The 21,997-nt window shown below is 41.3% G+C and carries 21 protein-coding genes and 2 tRNA genes; 11 read left to right on the top strand and 12 right to left on the bottom strand.

The features are described from left to right. Window positions 1-2 precede the first annotated feature (2 nt). The 4 genes from K2F45_RS21925 (at window position 3) to K2F45_RS21910 (ending at window position 3,492) form a co-directional block, all read left to right on the top strand. Complete coding sequence (locus K2F45_RS21925; RefSeq protein ID WP_075993924.1) at window positions 3-767, top strand: SDR family NAD(P)-dependent oxidoreductase; 765 nt, start codon at window positions 3-5, stop codon at window positions 765-767. A gap of 41 nt (window positions 768-808) precedes the next feature. Continuing rightward, window positions 809-1,666, top strand: a complete 858-nt coding sequence (locus K2F45_RS21920; RefSeq protein ID WP_075993923.1) for a fumarylacetoacetate hydrolase family protein — start codon at window positions 809-811, stop codon at window positions 1,664-1,666. 25 nt (window positions 1,667-1,691) lie between these two features. Beyond that, window positions 1,692-2,519 carry an amidohydrolase family protein gene (locus K2F45_RS21915; RefSeq protein ID WP_075993922.1) on the top strand — a complete coding sequence of 276 codons (828 nt, stop codon included), beginning with the start codon at window positions 1,692-1,694 and terminating at the stop codon, window positions 2,517-2,519. 181 nt (window positions 2,520-2,700) lie between these two features. After that, window positions 2,701-3,492, top strand: coding sequence for an L-fucose dehydrogenase (locus tag K2F45_RS21910; protein WP_075993921.1), 792 nt, complete (start codon window positions 2,701-2,703; stop codon window positions 3,490-3,492). Between the two features lie 240 nt (window positions 3,493-3,732). Here the strand turns inward: K2F45_RS21910 and K2F45_RS21905 are convergent. Beyond that, window positions 3,733-3,805 (bottom strand) — tRNA-Phe (locus tag K2F45_RS21905). A 42-nt stretch (window positions 3,806-3,847) separates the two neighbouring features. Next, window positions 3,848-3,920 (bottom strand) — tRNA-Phe (locus tag K2F45_RS21900). A 187-nt stretch (window positions 3,921-4,107) separates the two neighbouring features. Between K2F45_RS21900 and mnmA the strand changes: the two genes are divergently transcribed. From mnmA to K2F45_RS21885, 3 genes are all read left to right on the top strand, one after another. Further along, entirely contained in the window at window positions 4,108-5,199 is a 1,092-nt protein-coding gene (mnmA, locus tag K2F45_RS21895) for a tRNA 2-thiouridine(34) synthase MnmA (RefSeq protein WP_046672147.1), read from the top strand. 184 nt (window positions 5,200-5,383) lie between these two features. Then, complete coding sequence (locus K2F45_RS21890; protein WP_075993920.1) at window positions 5,384-6,448, top strand: PA0069 family radical SAM protein; 1,065 nt, start codon at window positions 5,384-5,386, stop codon at window positions 6,446-6,448. Window positions 6,449-6,499: 51 nt separating this feature from the next. Continuing rightward, window positions 6,500-7,042, top strand: coding sequence for a GNAT family N-acetyltransferase (locus tag K2F45_RS21885; RefSeq protein WP_075993919.1), 543 nt, complete (start codon window positions 6,500-6,502; stop codon window positions 7,040-7,042). Between the two features lie 71 nt (window positions 7,043-7,113). On the opposite strand, the gene K2F45_RS21880 is transcribed toward K2F45_RS21885, so the two are convergent. From K2F45_RS21880 to K2F45_RS21865, 4 genes are all read right to left on the bottom strand, one after another. Continuing rightward, entirely contained in the window at window positions 7,114-8,532 is a 1,419-nt protein-coding gene (locus K2F45_RS21880) for an amino acid permease (RefSeq protein WP_075993918.1), read from the bottom strand. 385 nt (window positions 8,533-8,917) lie between these two features. Further along, complete coding sequence (locus tag K2F45_RS21875) at window positions 8,918-9,079, bottom strand: FeoB-associated Cys-rich membrane protein (protein WP_075993917.1); 162 nt, start codon at window positions 9,077-9,079, stop codon at window positions 8,918-8,920. Window positions 9,080-9,085: 6 nt separating this feature from the next. Continuing rightward, window positions 9,086-11,188 carry a ferrous iron transport protein B gene (gene feoB / locus K2F45_RS21870; RefSeq protein ID WP_248932458.1) on the bottom strand — a complete coding sequence of 701 codons (2,103 nt, stop codon included), beginning with the start codon at window positions 11,186-11,188 and terminating at the stop codon, window positions 9,086-9,088. Next, window positions 11,188-11,427 carry a FeoA family protein gene (locus K2F45_RS21865; RefSeq protein WP_046672175.1) on the bottom strand — a complete coding sequence of 80 codons (240 nt, stop codon included), beginning with the start codon at window positions 11,425-11,427 and terminating at the stop codon, window positions 11,188-11,190. The genes feoB and K2F45_RS21865 overlap by 1 nt, the downstream gene beginning before the upstream one ends. Before the next feature lie 129 nt (window positions 11,428-11,556). Between K2F45_RS21865 and K2F45_RS21860 the strand changes: the two genes are divergently transcribed. Further along, entirely contained in the window at window positions 11,557-12,006 is a 450-nt protein-coding gene (locus tag K2F45_RS21860; RefSeq protein ID WP_075993915.1) for a MarR family winged helix-turn-helix transcriptional regulator, read from the top strand. 5 nt (window positions 12,007-12,011) lie between these two features. Here K2F45_RS21860 and K2F45_RS21855 read toward each other — a convergent pair whose 3' ends face one another. Next, window positions 12,012-12,821, bottom strand: a complete 810-nt coding sequence (locus K2F45_RS21855; RefSeq protein WP_075993914.1) for a ZIP family metal transporter — start codon at window positions 12,819-12,821, stop codon at window positions 12,012-12,014. Continuing rightward, window positions 12,821-13,402, bottom strand: a complete 582-nt coding sequence (locus tag K2F45_RS21850; RefSeq protein ID WP_075993913.1) for a phosphatase PAP2 family protein — start codon at window positions 13,400-13,402, stop codon at window positions 12,821-12,823. The genes K2F45_RS21855 and K2F45_RS21850 overlap by 1 nt, the downstream gene beginning before the upstream one ends. 200 nt (window positions 13,403-13,602) lie before the next feature. Between K2F45_RS21850 and glmM the strand changes: the two genes are divergently transcribed. Then, window positions 13,603-14,985: a phosphoglucosamine mutase gene (gene glmM / locus K2F45_RS21845; protein WP_120336231.1), complete on the top strand. Its 1,383-nt coding sequence runs from the start codon at window positions 13,603-13,605 to the stop codon at window positions 14,983-14,985. Window positions 14,986-15,072: 87 nt separating this feature from the next. Next, entirely contained in the window at window positions 15,073-17,148 is a 2,076-nt protein-coding gene (locus tag K2F45_RS21840; RefSeq protein WP_248932457.1) for a Na+/H+ antiporter, read from the top strand. Window positions 17,149-17,272: 124 nt separating this feature from the next. On the opposite strand, the gene K2F45_RS21835 is transcribed toward K2F45_RS21840, so the two are convergent. From K2F45_RS21835 to K2F45_RS21820, 4 genes are all read right to left on the bottom strand, one after another. Further along, on the bottom strand, window positions 17,273-18,295 hold the full coding sequence (locus K2F45_RS21835) for a WD40/YVTN/BNR-like repeat-containing protein (protein WP_248932456.1): 1,023 nt from the start codon (window positions 18,293-18,295) through the stop codon (window positions 17,273-17,275). A gap of 13 nt (window positions 18,296-18,308) precedes the next feature. Further along, window positions 18,309-18,782, bottom strand: a complete 474-nt coding sequence (locus K2F45_RS21830) for a hypothetical protein (RefSeq protein ID WP_248932455.1) — start codon at window positions 18,780-18,782, stop codon at window positions 18,309-18,311. Between the two features lies 1 nt (window position 18,783). Further along, entirely contained in the window at window positions 18,784-19,272 is a 489-nt protein-coding gene (locus K2F45_RS21825; RefSeq protein ID WP_232475594.1) for a hypothetical protein, read from the bottom strand. Window positions 19,273-19,368: 96 nt separating this feature from the next. Further along, window positions 19,369-20,391 carry a LacI family DNA-binding transcriptional regulator gene (locus K2F45_RS21820; RefSeq protein ID WP_145329716.1) on the bottom strand — a complete coding sequence of 341 codons (1,023 nt, stop codon included), beginning with the start codon at window positions 20,389-20,391 and terminating at the stop codon, window positions 19,369-19,371. 120 nt (window positions 20,392-20,511) lie between these two features. Here K2F45_RS21820 and K2F45_RS21815 point away from each other — a divergent pair, with 120 nt between their 5' ends. Next, a complete protein-coding gene (locus K2F45_RS21815; RefSeq protein ID WP_070563795.1) occupies window positions 20,512-21,996 on the top strand; it encodes a xylulokinase in 1,485 nt (494 codons plus the stop codon). Window position 21,997 lies beyond the last annotated feature (1 nt).

Here is a 21,997-nt window from a genome sequence, read left to right as displayed (position 1 = left end):
CAATGGGAAAATTAGAACAAAAAGTAGCTGTAATTACCGGTGGTGGTAGTGGGATAGGCCGTGCGATCAGTCTGCAATTTGCTGCAGAAGGAGCAAAAGTTCATATTCTGGATTTGAATGAAGACGGTGGTAATGCGGTGGTTGATGAGATCTTGGCTTTGGGTGGTCAGGCCGTGTTTAATCGTTGTAATGTAACTGATCAGCAAGAAATTACTGCTATAGCACAAAATATCGGAAAAATTGATATTTTAGTAAATAATGCAGGTATTGCTCATGTTGGTAATTTGGAAAATTGTCAATCAGAAGATTTTGAGCGTGTTTTTAATGTGAATGTTAAGGGCGCTTATAATGCATTGCATGCTATCGTGCCGATGATGAAAGCGCAAGGTTCTGGAGCAATCCTTAATCTAGCATCCATCGCTGCATGGGTTGGTATCACGGATCGTTTTGCTTATTCGATGAGCAAAGGTGCTATTTACGCGATGTCAATGTCTGTTGCAAGGGATTACATGGCATACGGTATTCGTTGCAATAGCATTTCGCCTGCACGTGTACATACGCCATTTGTCGATGGATTTATCGCAAAAAACTATCCTGGAAAAGAGGAAGAAATGTTTGAAAAATTATCAGCAAGCCAGCCAATAGGCCGAATGGCACAACCGGAGGAAATTGCCAAATTAGCACTTTTTCTGTGTAGTGACGACGCGGGCTTTATTACTGGGAATGACTATCCAATTGACGGTGGTTTTATTAAATTGAACAATTAAAAAGCTAAAAATAAAATATCTATTATCTCAATACTATAAAAATGAAATTAATACGTTTTGGAGCTCAAGGCAAAGAGAAAATCGGTGTTCAGATCGATGGTGTAAATTACGATGTAAGCGCATTTGGTGGTGATTACAATGAACAATTCTTTGCTGAGGATGGTGTAGCTCGTTTAGAAGAATTTGTGAAGGCAAATGAAGGTAAGTTGATTGAAGTTCCTCAAGACGAGCGTATCGGAGCACCTTTTGCCCGCCCATCCAAAATTGTTTGTATTGGATTGAACTATTTAGACCATGCAAAGGAAACCAACGCACCTATTCCTGCTGAACCGATCATCTTTATGAAATCGACCACTTCGTTGGTAGGGCCATACGATAATGTCATGATTCCTAAAGATTCTTTAAAAACAGATTGGGAAGTGGAATTCTGTATCGTGATCGGCAAAAAAGCCTCTTATGTAGAAGAGCATGAGGCCTTAGATTATGTAGTTGGTTATGTGTTGCACAATGATGTTTCCGAACGTGAGTATCAGTTGGAGCGTGGCGGTACCTGGGATAAAGGAAAAGGATGTGATACTTTCGCGCCAATGGGACCCTTCATGGCGACAAAAGAGGAAATCAAAGATATCAACAATGTGCGCCTATGGTTAAAGGTAAACGGAAAAACCTATCAGGATGGCAATACCAAGGATTTGATCTTCTCGGTAGCACATGTGGTATCGTATGTGTCTAAATTTATGACCTTGTTGCCTGGCGACGTTATTTCAACAGGTACACCTGCAGGTGTTGGGTTAGGATTTAATCCACCGATTTACTTGAAACCCGGTGATGTTATCGAGTTAGGAGCAGATGGTCTTGGGGAGTCCCGTCAGACTGTTGTAGCGTATTCAAAAAATTAATTGCTCATCAGGTTTTCATTTTATTATGCGTATAGATACCCATCAGCATTTCTGGAAATTCGACCCAATTAGAGATCGTTGGATTACCGAAGAAATGCAGGTCATAAGACGTGATTTCAGCCCTTTGGATATTCAGTTTGTGCTTGAACGAAATGGATTCGGAGGGAGTGTTGCTGTTCAGGCAGATCAATCCAAAGAAGAGACTGCTTATTTGGTTCAGCTGGCTAATGATTATCCTTTTATTAAAGGCGTTGTGGGCTGGATTGATCTTCAAGCAGCAGATATTCGACAACAGTTGGATGCCTATCAATCAGATACCGTCATCAAAGGATTTCGTCATATTGTTGAAGGAGAAGCGGATCCTGATTTTCTTATCCGCCCTGCCGTACTAAATGGACTGAAGGCATTGGCAGATTATGGTTATACTTATGATCTGCTCATCCGTCCACGTCATTATGTAGCAACGCTAGATTGTGTGCAGCAAAATCCAAATCTACAATTTGTGTTGGATCATATTGCCAAACCGCCAATCAAGTCGAAAGCATTTGATGAGTGGGCAGCGTTTATTGATGCGCTATCGGCTTTTCCGAATGTTGTATGTAAAGTTTCTGGACTTGCCACAGAGGCCGATTGGGAGGGATGGAAGCTTGATGATTTTAAACAATATCTGGAGCATATCTTTGCACGTTTTGGAAAGGAGCGCATTATGTATGGGTCAGATTGGCCGGTATGTCTATTGGCGGCATCTTATGAAGAAAGTATTGCCATAGTTGAAGATAAACTAGGGCAATTTACAGCTGCAGAGAAGAACGCATTTTGGGCAGAGAACGCTATACGTGTATATAATCTTTAAAAGGAAAAACTTCAGTATGTTATGAAAGGGAAAAATAACATGCTGAAGTTTTTTATTGGCCAAGAAGCCGGATAAATGGGCTGAATAACGTCAATATAAAATTAATCAATAACCAGAGAACGAGTTCATTGTTGCGAATGTTAAGCACAATCAATGAAACAAACCATTCAATAAAAGTATTATGGATCTTCATTTAAGAGATAAAGTTGTTATTGTTACCGGCGGAGCAAAAGGTATCGGGCGGGCCGTAGTTCATGCCTTAGCTAAAGAACAGGCTATTCCGGTCATTGTTGGCCGTAAACAGGCGGATAATGAAAAAGTCAAGCAAGAAATCAAGCAATTTGGTGTGGATGCACTCTGTATTGAAGCAGAGTTATCTAAACCCGAAGATTGTGAACGAGCAGTCCAAAAAACATTGGAAGTATATGGCCGTATCGATGGTTTGGTGAATAATGCTGGGCAAAATGATGGTGTCGGATTAGCATCAGGTAATTATGAAAAATTTGTTGTTTCTCTGCATAAGAACTTAATTCACTACTATCTGATGGCACATCATGCCTTGGATGCATTGAAAGCTTCTAAGGGCAGTATTGTGAATATTTCGTCCAAAACTGGCGAAACAGGACAGGGGAATACCTCGGCTTATGCGGCATCCAATGGCGGACGCAATGCGCTTACACGCGAGTGGGCTGTAGAATTGTTACCTTACTCGATTCGTGTAAATGCCATTATCGTGGCAGAATGTGCCACTCCGCAATACGATACCTGGATTCAAACCTTATCGAATCCGGAGGAGACGTTGAAGAAAATTACGGATCGCATTCCATTGGAGCATCGCATGACGACAGCAGAAGAAATAGCCGATACAACAGTCTTTTTGCTGTCTAACAAGTCAAGTCATACAACTGGCCAATTGATTCATGTGGACGGTGGCTATGTGCATCTGGATCGCTCTATTATTGCTGAATCGTAGCAGAGCAGCGATTGGATTTTGGAAATTAAACTTGTGTGGTTTTTAAAGAGACAACTTTGTTCATTTCCAAAATCCATGAGCGTTTTTTGATATTGCCCTTCAATCAATGAAAACACCTCCCATCGAACTCGGGTAGTAGTGGTATGGTGAATGTTCTACATAGCGAAGACGAAGGGGAAGTTGTATGAAATGCAGTTAGCTAAAACAAAAAAAGCCTGTTCAATGAACAAGCTTTTTTTGTGGTGCCACCTGGGTTCGAACCAGGGACACAAGGATTTTCAGTCCTTTGCTCTACCAGCTGAGCTATGGCACCAGTTGACCTTTTATTTAAATCTGTGATCATCAGATTGAAGCGTGGTGCCACCTGGGTTCGAACCAGGGACACAAGGATTTTCAGTCCTTTGCTCTACCAGCTGAGCTATGGCACCGCTTTTTGCTATGGGTTTGTTCCCCTATTGCGATGCAAATATAGTCCGATAATTTGAATTCTAAAACTTTTATGGAGATTATTTTTATACTTTTTTCGAACGTGTTGATTTTGATCGAGATAAAATTACAAGAAACTAACATATAGGAAAAGGAATAAGCTGTATCTTTGCATTTCAATAATTAGAGATGAGTAAAAGAGGAAGAGTTTTAGTTGCAATGAGTGGAGGGGTAGATAGCTCCGTTGCTTCTGTCATGCTCCACGAACAAGGATATGAAGTTATCGGTATCACGATGAAGACATGGGATTATGCATCCGCAGGTGGTTCGTCGAAAGAGACCGGATGTTGTAGCCTTGATAGTATCAATGACGCTCGTACATTAGCCGTAAACTATGGTTTCCCTCATTATATATTAGATATACGTGATGAGTTTGGAGATTTTGTGATTGATAATTTTGTAGAAGAATATATTGCTGGACGCACGCCTAACCCATGCGTATTGTGTAATACCCACATCAAATGGGAGGCTTTAATGAAACGTGCTGACAAATTGGACTGTGAATTTATCGCTACCGGGCACTATGCCAATATCCGTATGCACGACAATGGTCGCTATGTGATATCAAAAGGTAAGGATGAAAATAAAGATCAATCTTACGTTCTATGGGGTGTGTCTCAAGAAAACCTTGCGCGGACGCAGTTCCCTTTAGGATCTTTCACGAAAAAGGAAATTCGTCAGATGGCTTTGGATATGGGACAAAAAGAATTGGCCAATAAGTCTGAAAGTTATGAAATCTGTTTCGTTCCTGACAACGACTACCGTGCGTTTTTGAGACATAAGGTGCCAACATTGGATCAACAAATTGGTCCAGGTAATTTTATCCTTTCCGATGGTACCGTCGTCGGTAAACATATTGGCTACCCTTATTTCACCATCGGTCAACGTAAAGGCTTAGGTATTGCCTTAGGTAAACCGATGTTTGTGATCGAAATCCTTCCAGAAAGTAATACGGTGGTATTGGGTGAAGAACACGAACTTGAAAAGTCACATGCCTATGTTCGCAATGTGAACTTTGTGAAATATGCCGGACTGGATCAACCGATGGAAGCAATTTCAAAGGTACGTTATAAAGATTCTGGTGCTTTGTCGACCATCTCCCAAGAAGGCGATAAAGTACGCATTGATTTTGTACACAATGTGAAGGGTATTGCTCCTGGACAATCGGCCGTTTTTTATGAAGGCAATGATCTACTCGGTGGTGGTTTCTTAATGAAATAAGAAGAAGCTGGACTGAGATCTAGCATAAGAATTTTAATCTCTATACTGTCTTTACAGTATAGGGATTTTTATTTGGTTTAAAATGCGACTTATCTGGGCTTCAAACTCGAAGATATTCACTTTCCGCTATAAAGATTGAGAAATCTTAATTTGTTATTGCTAATAATTTTAGTAATTTTAACTTATGAATTCGTCAGAATATTTTAAGGGTAGAGGGGCACAGATCAATCCCAATAACAAATTTTTTTCTAACCAATACGTGCAGGAGCATGTTGAAGGGTTGGATGAGGAGTTTTTGGGGGCCGAAAAAACACAATTTATTCCGACTCATCCAAAATCCATTATTTCCAAGTCAAATAGTCCGGATCTCCGTTTTGAAAGATCCATTAATCCCTATCAGGGCTGTGAACATGGGTGTATTTACTGTTATGCGCGCAATTCGCATGAGTATTGGGGTTTTAGTGCAGGATTGGATTTTGAGCGTAAGATCTTGGTAAAACATAACGCCGCTCAGCTTCTCGAACAGGAGTTTAGAAAATCGAGCTATCAGCCCGATTTGATTATGCTTTCCGGCAATACAGACTGTTACCAACCTATTGAACGGAAGCTGGGTATCACACGCTCGCTTTTAGAATTGATGCTCAAATACCAGCATCCGGTCTCTATCATCAGCAAAAATGTACTGATGCGGCGGGATTTTGATCTGTTGCGTGAGCTTGCAGCACGCAATCTGGTTTCCGTTGCAGTAACCATCAATTCGTTGCGCGAGGAGGTACGTCAGAAAATGGAACCCCGTACTGCAACGGCATCGGCCCGGTTGAAACTGATCGAGGGATTGACAGGGATTGGTGTACCCGTCATGCTGATGATGGCACCCATTGTTCCGGGGATCAATAGTGATGAGATTTCAGATCTGATTCGTTCGGGGGCAGATGCGGGAGCAATTACAGCCTCTTATACCATTGTGCGGCTCAATGGACAGATCGGTGGTATCTTTAAGGATTGGCTCTATCAGAACTACCCTGACCGTGCTGAGAAGGTATTACATTGGATTGAAGCCTGTCATGGTGGAAAAATTAACGATACCGATTTCGGGCGGAGGATAAAAGGGGATGGTCATATGGCCGAGAGTTTACAGCATTTATTCAAGCTTTCTGTCAAGAAATATATGAATAATGGGACGCTCCCATCCTTGAGAAGGGATCTTTTTCGCTTACCCGATGCAGGCACACAGCTGGGATTGTTTTAGTTATTAGTGTCAAATGGCAGCAGAAAATAAGCCATTTGTGTAATTTTAAAAATGGAAATTAAAACAGAACGGCTCAAGCTCAGATCCGTAGAGAAAATAGATTTGGAAAATATCCATTCCCTATTAATGTACCCTGAATCTGCATTGTTTAATCCGAGTGGATTTCCGGATGGAATAGCCCATACGGCGCAAATGGTGGAAGCTTGGTCAGCGCAAATCCATGAATCCGATGTCCGAAAGGATTATACCTTTTATATAGAAACTCTAGAAGGAAAGGAGTTTATTGGTCTAATTAATATCAGCGTTGTCAAGCTACGCTATCGAAATGCAGAAGTATGGTTTAAGCTTGTTCCGACAATGTGGAAGAAGGGCTATGCAACAGAGGCATTGAACCGAATCCTGACATTTGGTTTCAAGGAACTTAATTTTCATAGAATTGAGGGCGGTTGTGCGGTTGAAAATATCGCTTCCGCTAAAGTAATGGAGAAAGTCGGCATGGTCAAAGAGGCCCGCAGACGCAAAATTTTGCCGTTAAAAGATGGTTGGAGCGATAATTATGAATTTGCTATTCTCGGGGAGGAATACCCGCTTTAAATTTTAGCAAAAAAGCCTTACTCATGCAATGAATCAGGCTTTTTTTATTGATAAGATCGAGGTTCTGTGAACTAAGATTTCTTTCTTTTGATCAAAACATAACTCACATAGAGTAATATAAGCCAAGCGGGGATCAATTCTACCGGAAGTTTCATTCCTGTGATCCACATGATGCCAAGTACAGCGATCAAAAAGATCAGACAGATATAGTTACTTAGGGGATATAGAAAGGATGGGAACTTGGTCCGCAAGTGGGCATCGAGTTTATTTTTTCTGAAATACAAATGTGTAATGGAAATCATGACCCAGTTTATAATCAGTGAAGATACCACAAGCGACATCAAGATCTCCAAGGCATTTTTCGGCGCAATATAGTTGATAAATACACAGATCGCAGCGAACAGTGCCGAGACCAAAATTGCGTTAATAGGCGCATGATTCTTGTTGAGTTTCGAAAGAAAACGAGGGGCATTCCCCTGTTCTGCCAGTCCATATAGCATTCTGCTGTTGCTGTACACACTGCTATTATATACTGATAATGCGGCGGTAAGAACAATGAGATTTAGCGCATTTGCGATAATTTTTGTGAAATAGAAAGTCTTTCCAAAGAGGGTAAATTCAAATCCATTAAGTTTGTCAAATACCAGTACAAAAGGACTTGTATCGGCGGTGATATTCGTCCACGGTGTCAAAGAGAAAAGAATAATGAGTGCACCTACATAAAAGATCAAGATCCGATAGATCACCTGGTTGGTCGCTTTGGGGATGTTCTTTTCGGGATGTTCGGCTTCTGCAGCAGTAATACCAACCAACTCTAGACCACCGAAAGAAAACATAATCAATGCCATGGCCGAAAGGAGACCTTCAAAATTGCCATCCGATGTTTCGCTAAACCAGCCTTTTGGGAAAAAACCGCCATGTGAAGTCAGGTTGCTGAGACTTGCCTGCTCACCTCCAGTACCGCTTACCAGTAAGTATACACCGAAAACTATCATTGCGATGATCGCAATAACCTTAATGATAGAAAACCAAAATTCAGTCTCGCCATAAATTTTGACAGAGGCAAGATTAAGGGCGTTGATTGCAAAGAAGAAAAATAAACTTGATGCCCATAGAGGTATTTCTGGCCACCAGAACTGCACATAAACACCTATCGCTGTGAGTTCGGCCATGCTCACCAAGATATACAGGACCCAATAGTTCCAGCCCGAAGCATAACCTGCAAAAGACCCCCAATATTTATTGGCGAAGTAGCTAAAACTTCCTGAAACAGGTTCCTCAACGACCATCTCGCCCAATTGGCGCATAATAAAAAAAGCAATAATTCCAGCGAAAGCATAGCCGAGTATAACTGCCGGCCCAGCTAGTGTGGCAGCCTTTCCGATACCTAGAAATAAACCCGTACCAATTGCACCACCCAGGGCAATTAATTGAATATGTCTATTTTGAAGTCCTCTTTTTAATTCTTCCTTATTGTTCTGTTTCTCCATGTGTATGGTTAATACGGTTACTAGTCTGTTTTGACCGATCCTTGGCAGGGGAAACCTGTGAAGACTTTACTCCGTACCAGAATCGAATTGGTCAAAATTGCTGCCGCTGTATGATGTGCCGACGAATAACGTGGCTCCCAGTGCATCTTTTGCCCTAAGCGCATAAAGTTAATAAAACACTTAGGTATTTGTGCACATTCTGTTGTGGTTTTAATGTATTTCGTTGTTTTTTTATAAACTATGGGGGGAGCAATGTTTTTGGTTAAGAAATAGAAAGCGCCGTAATTTGAAAATACGGCGCTTTATGAATTAGTAGCTAGTGTGATTTTTGGCCACTCTAGCTAATAACGAAATCTTATTTGCAAATGCTACTCAAAAAGATAAATTAATTTGCTTTTTGTGTTTTTTCTACGCTGCAGTCGCATCCACAGCCTTTCGAGCAGCTCGACTTGCCCTTTAATGATTTTCGGACATTTTTAACGACATACCATACAGCCGCCAAAACGAGAATTCCTACGATGAGATATTGTACTGTTAAATTATCCATAGCTTTTTATTTTAAAAGTTGATAAGCAATTAAGGCACTGAAATAGGCCAAACCTGTCATGAAACCAAGCTGTATTAAAGTCCATTTCCATGAGCCTGTTTCCCTTTTTACTGCCGCAATTGTACTCATACATTGCATAGCAAAAGCATAGAACAGTAATAAGGATACACCGGAAGCTAAATTGTAAGCCGGTAAACCGGTATTCCGGTTAATTTCGCTTTTCATTTTGCCTAATACCGTTGTTTTAGATGCTTCATCTTCGATATCCACTTCGTCACCAAGGCTATATACTGTCGCCATTGTGCCCACAAACACTTCTCGGGCAGCAAAGGAAGAAATGAGACCTATGCCCATCTTCCAGTCATAGCCCAATGGTTCAACAACAGGTTCAATAGCCATGCCAAGATAACCAAGGAAGGAGTGTTCCAGACGATAAGATGAAACTTCATGCTCCAAATCTGCTTCGGACAGGTTGGGGTTATTTTTTGATACATATTCTTCTGCTTGGCTAAATTTGTCGTTTGGACCAAAACTACCTAATGCCCAGAGTATAACAGAAATGGCTAAAATAATTTTACCTGCGCCGAAGACAAAGCTTGATGCTTTTTCCCAGACATTTAAGGCTACATTTTTCCAATCCGGAGTCTTATAGGTGGGGAGTTCAAAGATGAGAAATGATTTGTGTTTTGATTTGATGACTTTGGTCAGGATAATCGCGGATAGCAAAGCGGCGAATATGCCAAGCAGGTACATCACAAACAATACAATCCCTTGTATTTGAAAGCCTCCTAATTTCGTGTCCGGTATCACCAGTCCGATCAGAACGATATAAATAGGGAGACGTGCTGAGCAGGTCATAAAAGGTGTTACCAGAATAGTGACCAGTCTTTCTTTGCTATTTTCGATGTTACGTGCAGACATGACCGCAGGAACAGCACAGGCCACTCCGGAAATCAATGGAATCACTGATTTTCCATTTAGACCAAAGGGACGCAGCCAGCGGTCCATCAGGAAAACAACACGGCTCATATAGCCCGTTTCTTCCATGATCGAGATAAAGATGTATAAAATAACAATCTGTGGAATGAAGATTACAATCCCGCCAATACCTTTGATAATACCATTGCTGAGCAAATCGGTCAGAGGTCCTGCAGGAAGTGCTGGTTGCGTATAGGCTGCAAGATCACCAAATAAGCCATCGATAAAATCCATGGCTGGTCCAGACCAGGTATAAATTGCCTGGAAGATTAAAAAGAGGATACCAAAGAAGATGACATAACCAAAGATTGGGTGAAGCAGGATGCTATCAATCGTATTGGTTTTGTTTTTATTCGCGGATTCATCCTTTACATAGATTTCAGCAAGGCTGCTATCTAGGGATTTACTGCGCAATATGGCTTCGTCTTTTTGCAGCTTCTCGGCCCGCAATTGATATTTTTCACGGATTTGCTGAATAGCCTGATTTTTTTCCTTCGATAAAAAGGATACTTCGCCTTTGGCCAGGTATTGCCAGGTGTGGTATTCCGTATCTAATGGGAAAAGACGTTTAGTTTCCTCTAATGCTGCATCAGCTTCCGTTGGTAGACTGAATTTGCTGATATACATGGGCGGAACAGCATCAAAGTTTTTGATCAGCTGATCGATACCTTGCCCCGTACGTGCATTGGTTTCGTATACTTTAGTATTTAATAGGTGTTCAAGTTTTTGAACATCGATTGTAATTCCTTTTTCTTTGGCTTCATCGATCATATTGATGACAAAGATGGCCGGCAGACCGAGTTCCCGGGCTTGTTGATAAAGAATAATAGACCGTTTTAGGTTCGTAGGTTCAGCGACGACAACGACGAGGTTTGGTCTGAAACTGCTTTCTTTATTGACTAAAGTGTTGAAAACAACTTCTTCGTCCAATGAACTTGGGAACAGGGTATATGTGCCCGGTAAGTCAATAATACGATAAACTTTGTTGTTGGCTTTAACTTGCCCCTCACGTTTTTCGACCGTAATACCGGGATAATTTCCTACTTTCTGATTTAATTTTGTAATCCGGTTAAATAGAGATGTTTTACCCACATTTGGATTACCCAAAAGTGCAATAATCGGGTTATTCATTATTTCTGATCAATAAGGATGACTTTAGCTTCTGATTTGCGGATAGCAATTAAGGCGTTATTAGCACTAATATTTAGACATATAGGACCGTCCAAAGGTGCGATATGTTTCACCTCTACTTCAGTACCGGGTATAAACCCCAATTCGAAAAATTTAGCTGGAATTTCGTGTGAATCAAAATCTATAATTACCGCTTTTTCCCCTTTTTTTAGCTTATCTAAGCTAGTTCTATTACGCATCTGCCTGTTTTTTTTGAATTCTTCAAATATACAGAATTTCTACCATTTAGAATGATTCTAATGTCATAGTTATGTATTTAGTAAAAAACAGCTATCTTTACTATTCAGAACGATTAATTATCAACCAGAATGAAGATTGAGGACGAAATCAAAGTAAGTAAATTCAGCAATGAATGGCATCGTTGTACGGTAAATATTCTTTACACGTACAATTGGATTAACAATGAGCTTGAACAGCGTGCTGCCAAAGAAGGAATCACTTTGAAACAGTTTAATGTCTTGCGCATATTGAGGGGCCAATATCCCAAGCCTGCAACCAATAATCTGATTAAATCAAGAATGTTGAGCACTACACCAGATATTTCGCGTATGATTGATCGCATGGTTTCCAAAGAATTGGTTTCACGTTGTCAATCGGGTGGTGATAAAAGGGCAGTGGATTTGGTTATCACTGAGAAGGGCCTCGAGATTCTTAAGAGTTTAGATGAGGATATGTTGATGAAGGATCTTTTACCCGATCGAATTAGCGAAGAAGAGGCAATGACTTTAAGTGCACTGTTGGATAAACTTCGCGGCTAAAGAAATTAATGCGCATGGTCATGATGTTCATGATCATGCGGTTGTTGATGCTGATCGTGCCCATGATCATGTTCTCCGACAAATAAGAAACTTCCGAGTGCAATAGCAACACCGGCTATCACAGCAATCATTTTCTTTTTATTGAATTTATGATGGTCAATTGAGCCCGATTCAAAAAGTATCGTTGTCGATATGTGCAAGAAGATACCAATAACCACGGCCATGATTTTATCAAAATATTGCTGGATATTGCCTACTTCACCTGCACTGATGGCTTTGCTCAGCAAAAAGCCAAAAGGGGTCATTGCTGCAAATAAAGCTAGTGTAATGAGGATGGTGTTTTTCTTTAAATGCGTGCTTATTAGAATACTTCCCAATGCAAATGCCGCCGGAATGTGGTGGATGGATATGCCTAGTGCAAGTTCAGTCTGATGTGTTGCCGCGAGTGGCATGCCTTCAAGGAAAGCATGAAGACATAGACTGAACATAATACCTATTGGAAAACGATGATTGTGGTGGTCGTGATCATTGTCGGTATGGATATGGCCATGCTCGATCCCTTGGGAGAACTGTTCAAGAAAGAGCTGGAAAAGAAATCCAGCAAGCACATAAATACCCAATACCTCAGGTGAAGTATTGTTAGACTGATAGACATGCGGAATGAGGTGCAGTACCGTAATAGAGAATAAATAGGCTCCACTGAAAGAAAGGATGAGTTTAAGGAAACTGGTTCCTTTCTTTTGTACAAAAAATACAGCAATTCCACTTGCAAATGCAGGTATGAATAAAATTAAAATCAATAAAATTGAATTCATTATACGTGTTCAGTTTTAAAAAAGCTAGGCACAAACCGTTTGAATAAGTAGCCTGTTGCCAATCCAACCAGGATACCTAAGGCTGAACCACAGAGGACATCAAACGGGTAATGGACACCAACATAAATTTGAGAGACTGAAATTAGGGTTGCCCAGGTAATACAAAGCCAAAGCACATGTTTCCATCTTCTCCGGAAAAGTACAATCCAGAAAAAAGCAAGGGAAAAATGATTGGCCGCATGAGAGGAGGTAAAGCTAAAGCCGGAGCCGCATCGCACCCGGATGTTGACATTTTCTTTAAACTCCACGTCGTTACATGGTCTAATCCTTTTTACAGTCTTTTTGATCAAATGAGATGATATACCATCGGAAATTCCGAAGGTAACCAAGGTCATGGCAACAATTAGAATTCCCGTTTTTCCATAGGTCTTTATGAAAAATATGATCAGAAATAAATACAAGGGGGCCCAGGTATATGGATTGCGTAGTATAGGCAATAACCAATCAAACACGGGGTTACTCAAGCCCTGATTAATGGCCAGAAAAATCTCTTGATCGATGTGTACTAATTGTTGAATCATAAATGTTGCTGATGACAATGAAATTCCTAAACTTTAAAAACTCACTTTTCAAAAGTAAAAATAATTTCATTGCAAACGGTTGTTTCTTTTAAAAACAACTTTGTTGCAACAAATATACGTTAAATATTCATTAATTATAATTTTAATTCGATATTTTATTGCCATTGTGCTAAATTTACACGTTAATCAATTCAAAAGAAATGACTTTAATTAAATCAATATCAGGAATACGAGGTACGATAGGCGGGCGTGCTGGAGAGGCACTTACCCCAATAGATATCGTTAAGTTTACAGCTGCTTATGGCAAAATAATTGTTAAGCAGAGTGGTATCAAAAAAATTGTTGTTGGAAGAGATGCGCGTGTTTCTGGTGAGATGGTAAGTAATTTGGTGATTGGTACCTTGCAAAGCATTGGTGTTGATGTGGTTGATTTAGGTCTTTCAACAACGCCAACGGTAGAGATCGCTGTACCTATGGAAAAAGCTGCTGGTGGTATTATTTTGACTGCTTCACACAATCCAGGTCAATGGAATGCGCTAAAGTTACTGAATGCAAAGGGCGAATTTATTTCAGATGCCGAAGGGCAAGAGGTATTGGCCCTTGGTGAATCCTTAGACTTTGATTTTTCCGAAGTTGAAGCATTAGGACAGGTTCATAAAGACTATTCATATTTACAAAAACATGTAGACGCTGTATTGGCGTTGGAATATGTTGATAAGGAGGCTATTAAAGCCGCTAATTTTAAAGTTGCTTTGGATGCCGTAAACAGTACAGGTGGTACATTTATACCTGCCTTATTGGATGCGCTTGGTGTGCAGACAATCTATAAAATCCATTGTGAGCCGAATGGTCAGTTTCCGCATAATCCCGAGCCATTAAAAGAGAATCTGACGGATCTATCGGCTGCGGTTATTGAAAATAAAGCTGATTTAGGGATTGCTGTGGATCCAGATGTAGATCGATTGGTCTTTATGATGGAGGATGGTGAGTTATTTGGTGAAGAATATACCTTAGTGGCAGTAGCAGATTATTTATTGCAGCATAAAAAAGGAAATACAGTTTCTAATTTATCTTCTACACGCGCACTGCGTGATGTGACTAAAGCACATGGTGGCGAATATTATGCCGCTGCTGTTGGTGAAGTCAACGTGGTTACAAAGATGAAGGAAGTCGATGCGGTAATTGGTGGAGAAGGAAACGGCGGTGTTATCTATCCTGCATCTCACTATGGCCGTGATGCACTGGTAGGGGTAGCGATCTTCTTGACACATCTGGCTAAACTTGGTAAAAAAGCCTCCGAATACCGTGCCTCTTTACCGCAGTACTTTATGTCAAAAAACAAGATTACACTGACTCCGGAATTGGACATTGATAACCTATTGGCCAAAATGGAGGAAAAATATAAAAATGAAGACCATTCAACAATCGATGGATTGAAAATAGACTTTGAAAATGAATGGGTTCATTTACGTAAATCGAATACCGAACCGATTATTCGGATTTACTCGGAGGGACCTACGCCTGAAGCTGCTGAGCAGATCGCGCAGAAGATTATCCGCGAAATTGAAGAAATAATTAAATAACGACAAAAGCTGCATATGCAGCTTTTTGTTTTAAGACTGATCTCATCGGAAGAGGATTTTCTTAGCTATTACGAAGTTTTATAATGTATGATTAGAAAGATCATTTTAGGTACGTATTGTTTTCTTAGTTTAATTTTATTTGTCTTTCCGACAAGTGCCCAGCAGCCTATGGACGAAATCAATGGGCTACTGGATCGTTGGCACAAAAGTTCGGGTGAGGTAAAGTATGGTCCATTTTTGAATGTTATTGCTTCGGATGGAGTTATTTTGGGTACTGATCATGATGAAAGGTGGGATAAAGCCCATGCAGAGAAGTTCAGGGATCAATATTTCAATCCAAAAAATGCCTGGACTTACACCTATGACAAGCGTCATATCAGCTTTAATGCCGATAGTACGACGGCCTGGTTTGATGAAACTTTTAAGATCAATACCAAGTCCTTTCGTGGCGTGGGCGTATTAAGTAAGCTGGACAATGAATGGAAGCTTCGTCAATACAGCATGTCCATGTCGGCACCTTATGCGGATGTGAAAGCGGCCGTAGGTGGAAAGGCAGGTCAGAAAATTCACAGTAACCTGTTATTGGTGATGGTGCTGTTTTTCTTTATGGCCATGTTATTTGTGCTGAGTCAACGCCTCAAGATCTCTTACCCCATTCTGTTGGTTGTTGGCGGACTTGTGATCTCGTTGATCCCCGGGGCACCTGTCATAAGTGTTGATCCTGATATCGTGTTTATGGTATTTTTGCCACCCTTACTTTTTGAAGCAGCCTGGTATACCAATTGGGGGAATTTTCTGAAGTGGCGACGGTCTATTTTTATCATGGGCTTTGGTTTGGTATTCTTCACATCGCTGGCGATTGCCTACTTTTCGGTCAGTATTATTCCAGGATTTACCTTGGCGCTGGGCTTTTTGCTGGGTGGGATTATCTCTCCTCCAGATGCCGTGGCTGCTAGTTCTGTCCTGAAAGGGGTAAGTATTCCTAAACGGGGAATTGCGATATTGGAAGGGGAAAGCCTGGTGAATGATGCGGCCTCATTGACGGTATTTAGATTTGCATCTATTGCGATTCTTACCGGCCAGTTTGTGATGAGCACTGCGACGACGCAGTTTCTGATGTTATCGGTCATGGGCGTCGTAGTTGGTCTGGTCATCGGTCACATCCTCTATATATTCTTACGTTATGTAGCTAAGTCGTCGAGTATTTCAACACCCATAACCCTCATAGCACCTTACCTGATGTATATTGTTGCGGAACATTTTGAGTGGTCGGGGGTCTTGGCCGTGGTTAGTGGCGGATTGTTTCTTTCCTTCCGGGCAGGGGATTACCTCAACTATCATACACGGATCCAAACCAAAGAAGTGTGGGCGACAGTGGGTTTTCTCTTAAATGGATTTGTCTTTATCCTCATTGGACTTGAACTCCCGGTGATCATCAATGGTTTGGGAGAATACTCCATGGAGGAAGCTATTGATTATGCATTGGCGATTTGTGTAATTGTTATTGTTTTGCGATTAATCGCCGTTTATCTTTCGGCTTTTGTTCCCAGGATATTATTCAAACGGGTCCGCATCAAGGAAAAGAGTCCAGGGTGGAAATTGCCCCTGGTCGTTGGCTGGGCCGGTATGCGCGGAGTGGTTTCTTTGGCGTCAGCATTGGCAATACCATTGACTTTATATGATGGAACGGCCTTCCCACACCGAAATCTGATTTTGTTCATTACCTTTGTGGTGATTTTAGTGACGCTTGTTTTTCAGGGGCTTACATTGCCTTTGTTGATTAAATTGATAAAAATTGAGGAGGTCGATGAGCAAGCTTCAATGGAAGAGCAAATCGATGAGATTCGGGTACGTCTTGGTAAAGAATCTATTGCGTATCTGGATAAACATTACGCAAAGGAAATGCTGGAACATGAGACAATTGCCCGTGTTAAAGAGCAGATCATCCGGAGCGTAAATGCATCCGAACGAGCGAAGGAAGAAGACACACGTGCACAGCTTTCTGCAGTAAGGGGGCTCTATAATAAAATTATGTTGGAACTTTTGGAGCTACGTCGTGACGGCCTGTACAAGATCAAGGAAAGCAAGGCTTTTGACAGTGATGTTATTAAAGAGATGGAATATTCCCTGGATTTGGAAGAATCACGTTTGTCGCGCAAGTAGTTGTTTATAAGTGAGTAAATCTCAGTTTTTTTGCACTGCGAAACCTAGCTCCAGTGTTGCAAAAAACAGTGCGCCGTTGTTGTAAGAAATAGCGTGTAGAGGTGCAAAAAATAGCGAATTTAGCTTATAATGCTAAATTCGCTATTTTTCCTTTATCACCCACTAAAAATATCGCTTGGCCTTTTTTTGCCTTTTGTACGGCATTGAAGCTTTCCTTTCCGATAGGCGTCCAGTTTTTTCCGCCGTCATTAGAGAGGTCTGTACCCGAGGTTCCCGTGCTGATCAGCTGTTTTTTTGAAAGGTAAATAACGGCCGACTTAAAGCCATCGGGAGCTGTTTCTGGCGCAAACCATGTTTTACCGCCATCGTTGGTTAACAGGCTATTTTTGTCTTTGTTTTTATCCTCTTTGTAATCGCCACCGACTACAATACCAGTTTTCGACGAGTAAAATGCAACGGAAAAAGGACCGGTGCTATTTTTCCCCTGAATGATGGGGCAGCTGTAACGTTGCCATGTGTCCCCCTGATCTTTGCTGCTGTAGATATTGGCTGCTGTTCCACCGGTGGCAATCCAGTATGTCCCTTTATTATCGCAGTAGATGGAGGTTCCACTGGCCGCAAAACCGGCCTCTCCTTCGGTAATTGTAAAGTGCATATTCGCGGATATATCTTTCCAGGACCTTCCGAAATCGATGCTTTTTAATAGTGGCATTTTCCCCTGAATGGCGTCGCCAAAGGCAATACCGATCCCTTTTGGTGTAAAAGCAAAACCGTCATAAAATATTTCGGGCCGCTTGTCTGTGAATACTTCTTTCCAGCTTCGACCGCCGTCATGGGTACTTAAGATGATGGCCGGGGAACCTGCCGAAATAATTAAGGCTTCGTTCTCATCAAATGCTTCGATATCCCTAAAATCTGTTTTTTCGTAGCCAATTGGATTTACCCACTGCCAGTTTTTTCCAGCATCGGTGCTGAGCCCGACGGTACCATTGCTTCCGCTTACCCATACCGTTGTATCATCGACTACACTTAGGCCTCTGTAGCTGCTGTTGCGTTCTTGATTTACGATGTTGATTTTTGCTTGTTGAGCACTCAGCTGGCTCAATAAGAAGGTTTGGATAATAAAGACCAGAAATAAAGGTTTCATGTGGTTATGCTTTTTATTTAAACAAATCTACTCGTCTTTTTGAAATTTTTCCCTGTTTTTTTAAGATTGTTTTGCGGAGCTGAAGAAATCCAACGGTCATTTTCCGTGGTGATTTAAAATAAGGAATGCTCAGTACGACCAACAGCGCGATGCAGGCGGAAGTGCCGAGGGCTCCGCCATAACCAGTAAAAAATTTACTGGTATTGAGCAGTATTGTCGTGAAAATAGCGCCAGCTAGAGCCAAACCGAAATAGGTTGATAACTGGTTTTTGGAGACCATGCCTATAAATGACGCGCCTATAAAAATAGGGGGAATGTACTGTGCGAGATAAGGAGAAACACTTTGTGGGAAGAAATGTAGAAAACCTGCAACAAGTAAGGTCAGCAATGCCGACGAACGTACTGCCCCTTGGTGAAACTTGGTGTTGACATAGTATGTCGCCGTGCTCCCGATGATGCCAACTAGGTATAAAATGAATGTTTCCATATTACTTAAAAATATATAAAAGGAGGTAAGTCAGTGAAACACCAAGAAAGGCCAATGTGCCTAGTTTACCGCCGACACCATTTAATAAACTTTTCGATACAATCAGAAAGATCGCTGTAAAAATACTCGCTGCTAAAATAAAAGAGAACCCATGAGCCACCTGTGCATTGGACATTCCTACAAATGCGCCGCAATAAATTGCTGCTGGAAGGTGGGGCAGATAAGTCGAATTTTTGTTGATATTTGGAATGAAAGAGGCTATGGTACCTGTCAGCGCTGCCCCCAATACAGGACCCAAACCGAAGATCTGATTGAAATAGTAGGATGAAATCGCACCTATAGGTACCCAAATAGCAATTTTAATCGATTCATATTCATGCCTGTGATGATGAATGGGCGACTTGAGGTAACTGTATAAGATCAGTAAGGACAATAGGCCAATAAAAGCCAATACAATATAAGAATGTGTATTTTCTACAAAGATGGCCACTAAAAAAAGGGCCTGAATGACAAATAATAAGCAGATGCTTATTATCCTAAATTTCTGCCGGGCTTGCATTTAAACAAATTTAGGCAAAGGTACTGATTATTTGTCTATTCTATTGGTAGATTTTCTTTTTATCAATATGGGATCAAGAACAATCTGTTCGATTGCTTCGTACGGATTTTTTTGTTTAACCATTTTCAGAAAGAGTTTTGCACATTCTTCCCCCATTTTGTTGGCCTGTTGGTCAATACTTGATAGTGTAGGGCTGATAAAGGAAGAAAAGGTCTGGTTTGCAAAACCGATCACTCCTGTCGCTGGAATGGCAATATTTGCAGTTTTTAATGCCTGTATGATTCCCACGGCTGTAAAGTCGTCACCACCAATAAAGGCGTCCGGTTGGATTACAGATTTTAGAATCTGTTCGGTTCCTTTGATGCCGGCTTCAATGGATAAGTCGCCGCGAATGATAAAGTCTTCCCGTGAGGAAATCTGCGCGTCTTTTAAGGCTGCTTCGAAACCATGGAAACGATCCTCGAAAATAGCGATTTCTTTGTCCGTTGTGATAAAGGCAATGTTTTTGTAACCCTGTTCGAGCAGGTGCTGTGTTGCAAGGTAGCCTGCTTTAAAATCGTCAAGTTTGACCACAGGAGCAGGAATATCTTTATGGGTACGGTCAAAAATAACCAGGCATTTGCGCTGATTGATGACTTCCTGAAAATGCTGGGTTTCCTGCGTCTCCAGCGACAACGAAGCAATGATGCCGTCTACCTGAGCTTCAAGTAAAGTCTTCACACCATTGACTTCATCTTCAAAAGATTCATTCGATTGATAAAGCAATAGGCTGTAGTTGTGTTTTTTTAACTCTTTTTCAATGCTATGCACGGCTTCTGCAAAAAAATGAATTTGCATGGTAGGAACAATGACACCGATGGTATTGGACTTGCCCGACGAAAGAGAAGAGGCCAACTTATTGACGCTGTAATTCAATTCCTTTGCTTTGTCTAACACCAGTTTTCGTGTCGCCTCACTGATCGTAGGCACATTATTCAGTGCGCGCGATACGGTAGAGACTGTCACTCCAAGCGCACGGGCTATATCATAAATTGTCGTTTTTTTATTCACGCTCCAAAGTAAATAATTTTATTTAATATTTTGATAATTCAGAAACATACCCTACTTTTATGCAACCGGTTGCAGTATAAGGCCGATGTTGTTTTTTATAACCAATTAGAATTGATTACCATGTATTTATTAGGTATAGACGTAGGTACTTCTTCTGTAAAAGTTTCGATTGTTGAGGCATCTTCACAACGTAAGGTTTGCTCGGTGCAATATCCGGACGTAGAAGCTCCCATCATTACGTTGGAGCCCAATTGGGCTGAACAGAACCCGCTCGATTGGTGGGACTACTTTAAACAGGCTCTGTTGAAGGCAAACAGGCTGGGCCTCTATGACCCCAAAGCAATTTCGGCCATTGGCATTGCCTACCAGATGCACGGCTTAGTCGTGGTCGATAAAGATCAGCATGTGCTGCGAAATGCCATTATCTGGTGCGACAGCAGGGCTGTTGAATTGGGAAATATCGCTTTTGAAGAAATCGGAAGGTCTTTTAATTTGAGTCATCATCTGAATTCACCGGGTAATTTTACAGCGTCAAAGTTGGCCTGGGTAAAAGCAAACGAGCCGGAAATTTATGAAAAAATAGATAAGATCATGTTGCCGGGGGATTTCATCGCCATGAAACTTTCGGGGCAGGTGACGACTTCCATTTCAGCTTTATCTGAGGGGATATTCTGGGATTTCAAGGATAATGCATTGTCGCGTACGATCATGGATTACTATGGCTTTGATGATCATCTTATTCCTGAGATCTTACCTGTGTTTTCAACGCATGGTCAAATTAAATCCGCTGTTGCTGAAGAGCTTGGGCTATCTAATACAGTGACCATCAATTATAAAGCCGGCGACCAGCCCAACAATGCACTTTCGCTGAATGTCCTTCAACCTGGTGAAGTTGCTGCGACCGCAGGTACTTCAGGGGTGATCTATGGCGTCAGCGACAAGCTGATCGCCGACCGCGAATCGCGCGTAAATACATTTGCCCATGTGAATTATCAGGAGAATGATATCCGGACAGGGGTATTGCTCTGTATAAATGGAACAGGGATTATGAATAGCTGGGGGAGACGTTTGATGGGCCACGATTTGTCTTATGAGCAGATTAATGCGATGGCTGGCGCATCTCCTATCGGTAGCAAAGGATTGCAGGTTATCCCATTTGGCAACGGTGCCGAACGGATGCTCAACAACCAAACCGTTGGGGCTTCAATTTCAGCGATAGATTTGAATAGGCATGAGACAAGCGATATGCTGCGTGCTATACAGGAAGGTATTGCATTTGCTTTTCGCTATGGTTTGGATATCATGCGCGAAAATAATCTGCATCCAAATATGATTCGTGCAGGTTATGCGAATTTATTCTTGAGCTCCGTTTTCAGGGAGTCATTTGTGGGGGCCACTGACGTTCCTGTAGAAATCTTTAATCATGATGGCAGTATTGGTGCCGCTCTTGGAGCAGGTATAGGAAGTGGGTATTATGCCGATTTTACAGAAGCTTTTCGTTCTTTGAAACCCGTGTATACAGTGGAACCTCAATTTGTAGCGCAATATGAGGAGCACTATCAGCAATGGAAGGAATTATTAAACAAACAAATAAATAACAAATAAG

Origin of the sequence: Sphingobacterium siyangense, assembly GCF_023277505.1 — a bacterium.
Lineage (GTDB): Bacteria > Bacteroidota > Bacteroidia > Sphingobacteriales > Sphingobacteriaceae > Sphingobacterium > Sphingobacterium siyangense.
This window is presented reverse-complemented; position numbering and strand designations above follow the sequence as displayed.

What these genes read in the sequence shown, in the direction of transcription:
- K2F45_RS21840 (WP_248932457.1), top strand. Translation starts at nt 15,073, where the DNA reads ATGATTAGAAAGATCATTTTAGGTACGTATTGTTTTCTTAGTTTAATT.
- K2F45_RS21910 (WP_075993921.1), top strand. Translation starts at nt 2,701, where the DNA reads ATGGATCTTCATTTAAGAGATAAAGTTGTTATTGTTACCGGCGGAGCA.
- K2F45_RS21875 (WP_075993917.1), bottom strand. Translation starts at nt 9,079, where the DNA reads ATGGATAATTTAACAGTACAATATCTCATCGTAGGAATTCTCGTTTTG.
- K2F45_RS21860 (WP_075993915.1), top strand. Translation starts at nt 11,557, where the DNA reads ATGAAGATTGAGGACGAAATCAAAGTAAGTAAATTCAGCAATGAATGG.
- K2F45_RS21885 (WP_075993919.1), top strand. Translation starts at nt 6,500, where the DNA reads ATGGAAATTAAAACAGAACGGCTCAAGCTCAGATCCGTAGAGAAAATA.
- K2F45_RS21915 (WP_075993922.1), top strand. Translation starts at nt 1,692, where the DNA reads ATGCGTATAGATACCCATCAGCATTTCTGGAAATTCGACCCAATTAGA.
- K2F45_RS21830 (WP_248932455.1), bottom strand. Translation starts at nt 18,782, where the DNA reads ATGGAAACATTCATTTTATACCTAGTTGGCATCATCGGGAGCACGGCG.
- glmM (WP_120336231.1), top strand. Translation starts at nt 13,603, where the DNA reads ATGACTTTAATTAAATCAATATCAGGAATACGAGGTACGATAGGCGGG.
- feoB (WP_248932458.1), bottom strand. Translation starts at nt 11,188, where the DNA reads ATGAATAACCCGATTATTGCACTTTTGGGTAATCCAAATGTGGGTAAA.
- K2F45_RS21925 (WP_075993924.1), top strand. Translation starts at nt 3, where the DNA reads ATGGGAAAATTAGAACAAAAAGTAGCTGTAATTACCGGTGGTGGTAGT.
- K2F45_RS21890 (WP_075993920.1), top strand. Translation starts at nt 5,384, where the DNA reads ATGAATTCGTCAGAATATTTTAAGGGTAGAGGGGCACAGATCAATCCC.
- K2F45_RS21835 (WP_248932456.1), bottom strand. Translation starts at nt 18,295, where the DNA reads ATGAAACCTTTATTTCTGGTCTTTATTATCCAAACCTTCTTATTGAGC.
- K2F45_RS21920 (WP_075993923.1), top strand. Translation starts at nt 809, where the DNA reads ATGAAATTAATACGTTTTGGAGCTCAAGGCAAAGAGAAAATCGGTGTT.
- K2F45_RS21855 (WP_075993914.1), bottom strand. Translation starts at nt 12,821, where the DNA reads ATGAATTCAATTTTATTGATTTTAATTTTATTCATACCTGCATTTGCA.
- K2F45_RS21865 (WP_046672175.1), bottom strand. Translation starts at nt 11,427, where the DNA reads ATGCGTAATAGAACTAGCTTAGATAAGCTAAAAAAAGGGGAAAAAGCG.
- K2F45_RS21815 (WP_070563795.1), top strand. Translation starts at nt 20,512, where the DNA reads ATGTATTTATTAGGTATAGACGTAGGTACTTCTTCTGTAAAAGTTTCG.
- K2F45_RS21850 (WP_075993913.1), bottom strand. Translation starts at nt 13,402, where the DNA reads ATGATTCAACAATTAGTACACATCGATCAAGAGATTTTTCTGGCCATT.
- K2F45_RS21880 (WP_075993918.1), bottom strand. Translation starts at nt 8,532, where the DNA reads ATGGAGAAACAGAACAATAAGGAAGAATTAAAAAGAGGACTTCAAAAT.
- mnmA (WP_046672147.1), top strand. Translation starts at nt 4,108, where the DNA reads ATGAGTAAAAGAGGAAGAGTTTTAGTTGCAATGAGTGGAGGGGTAGAT.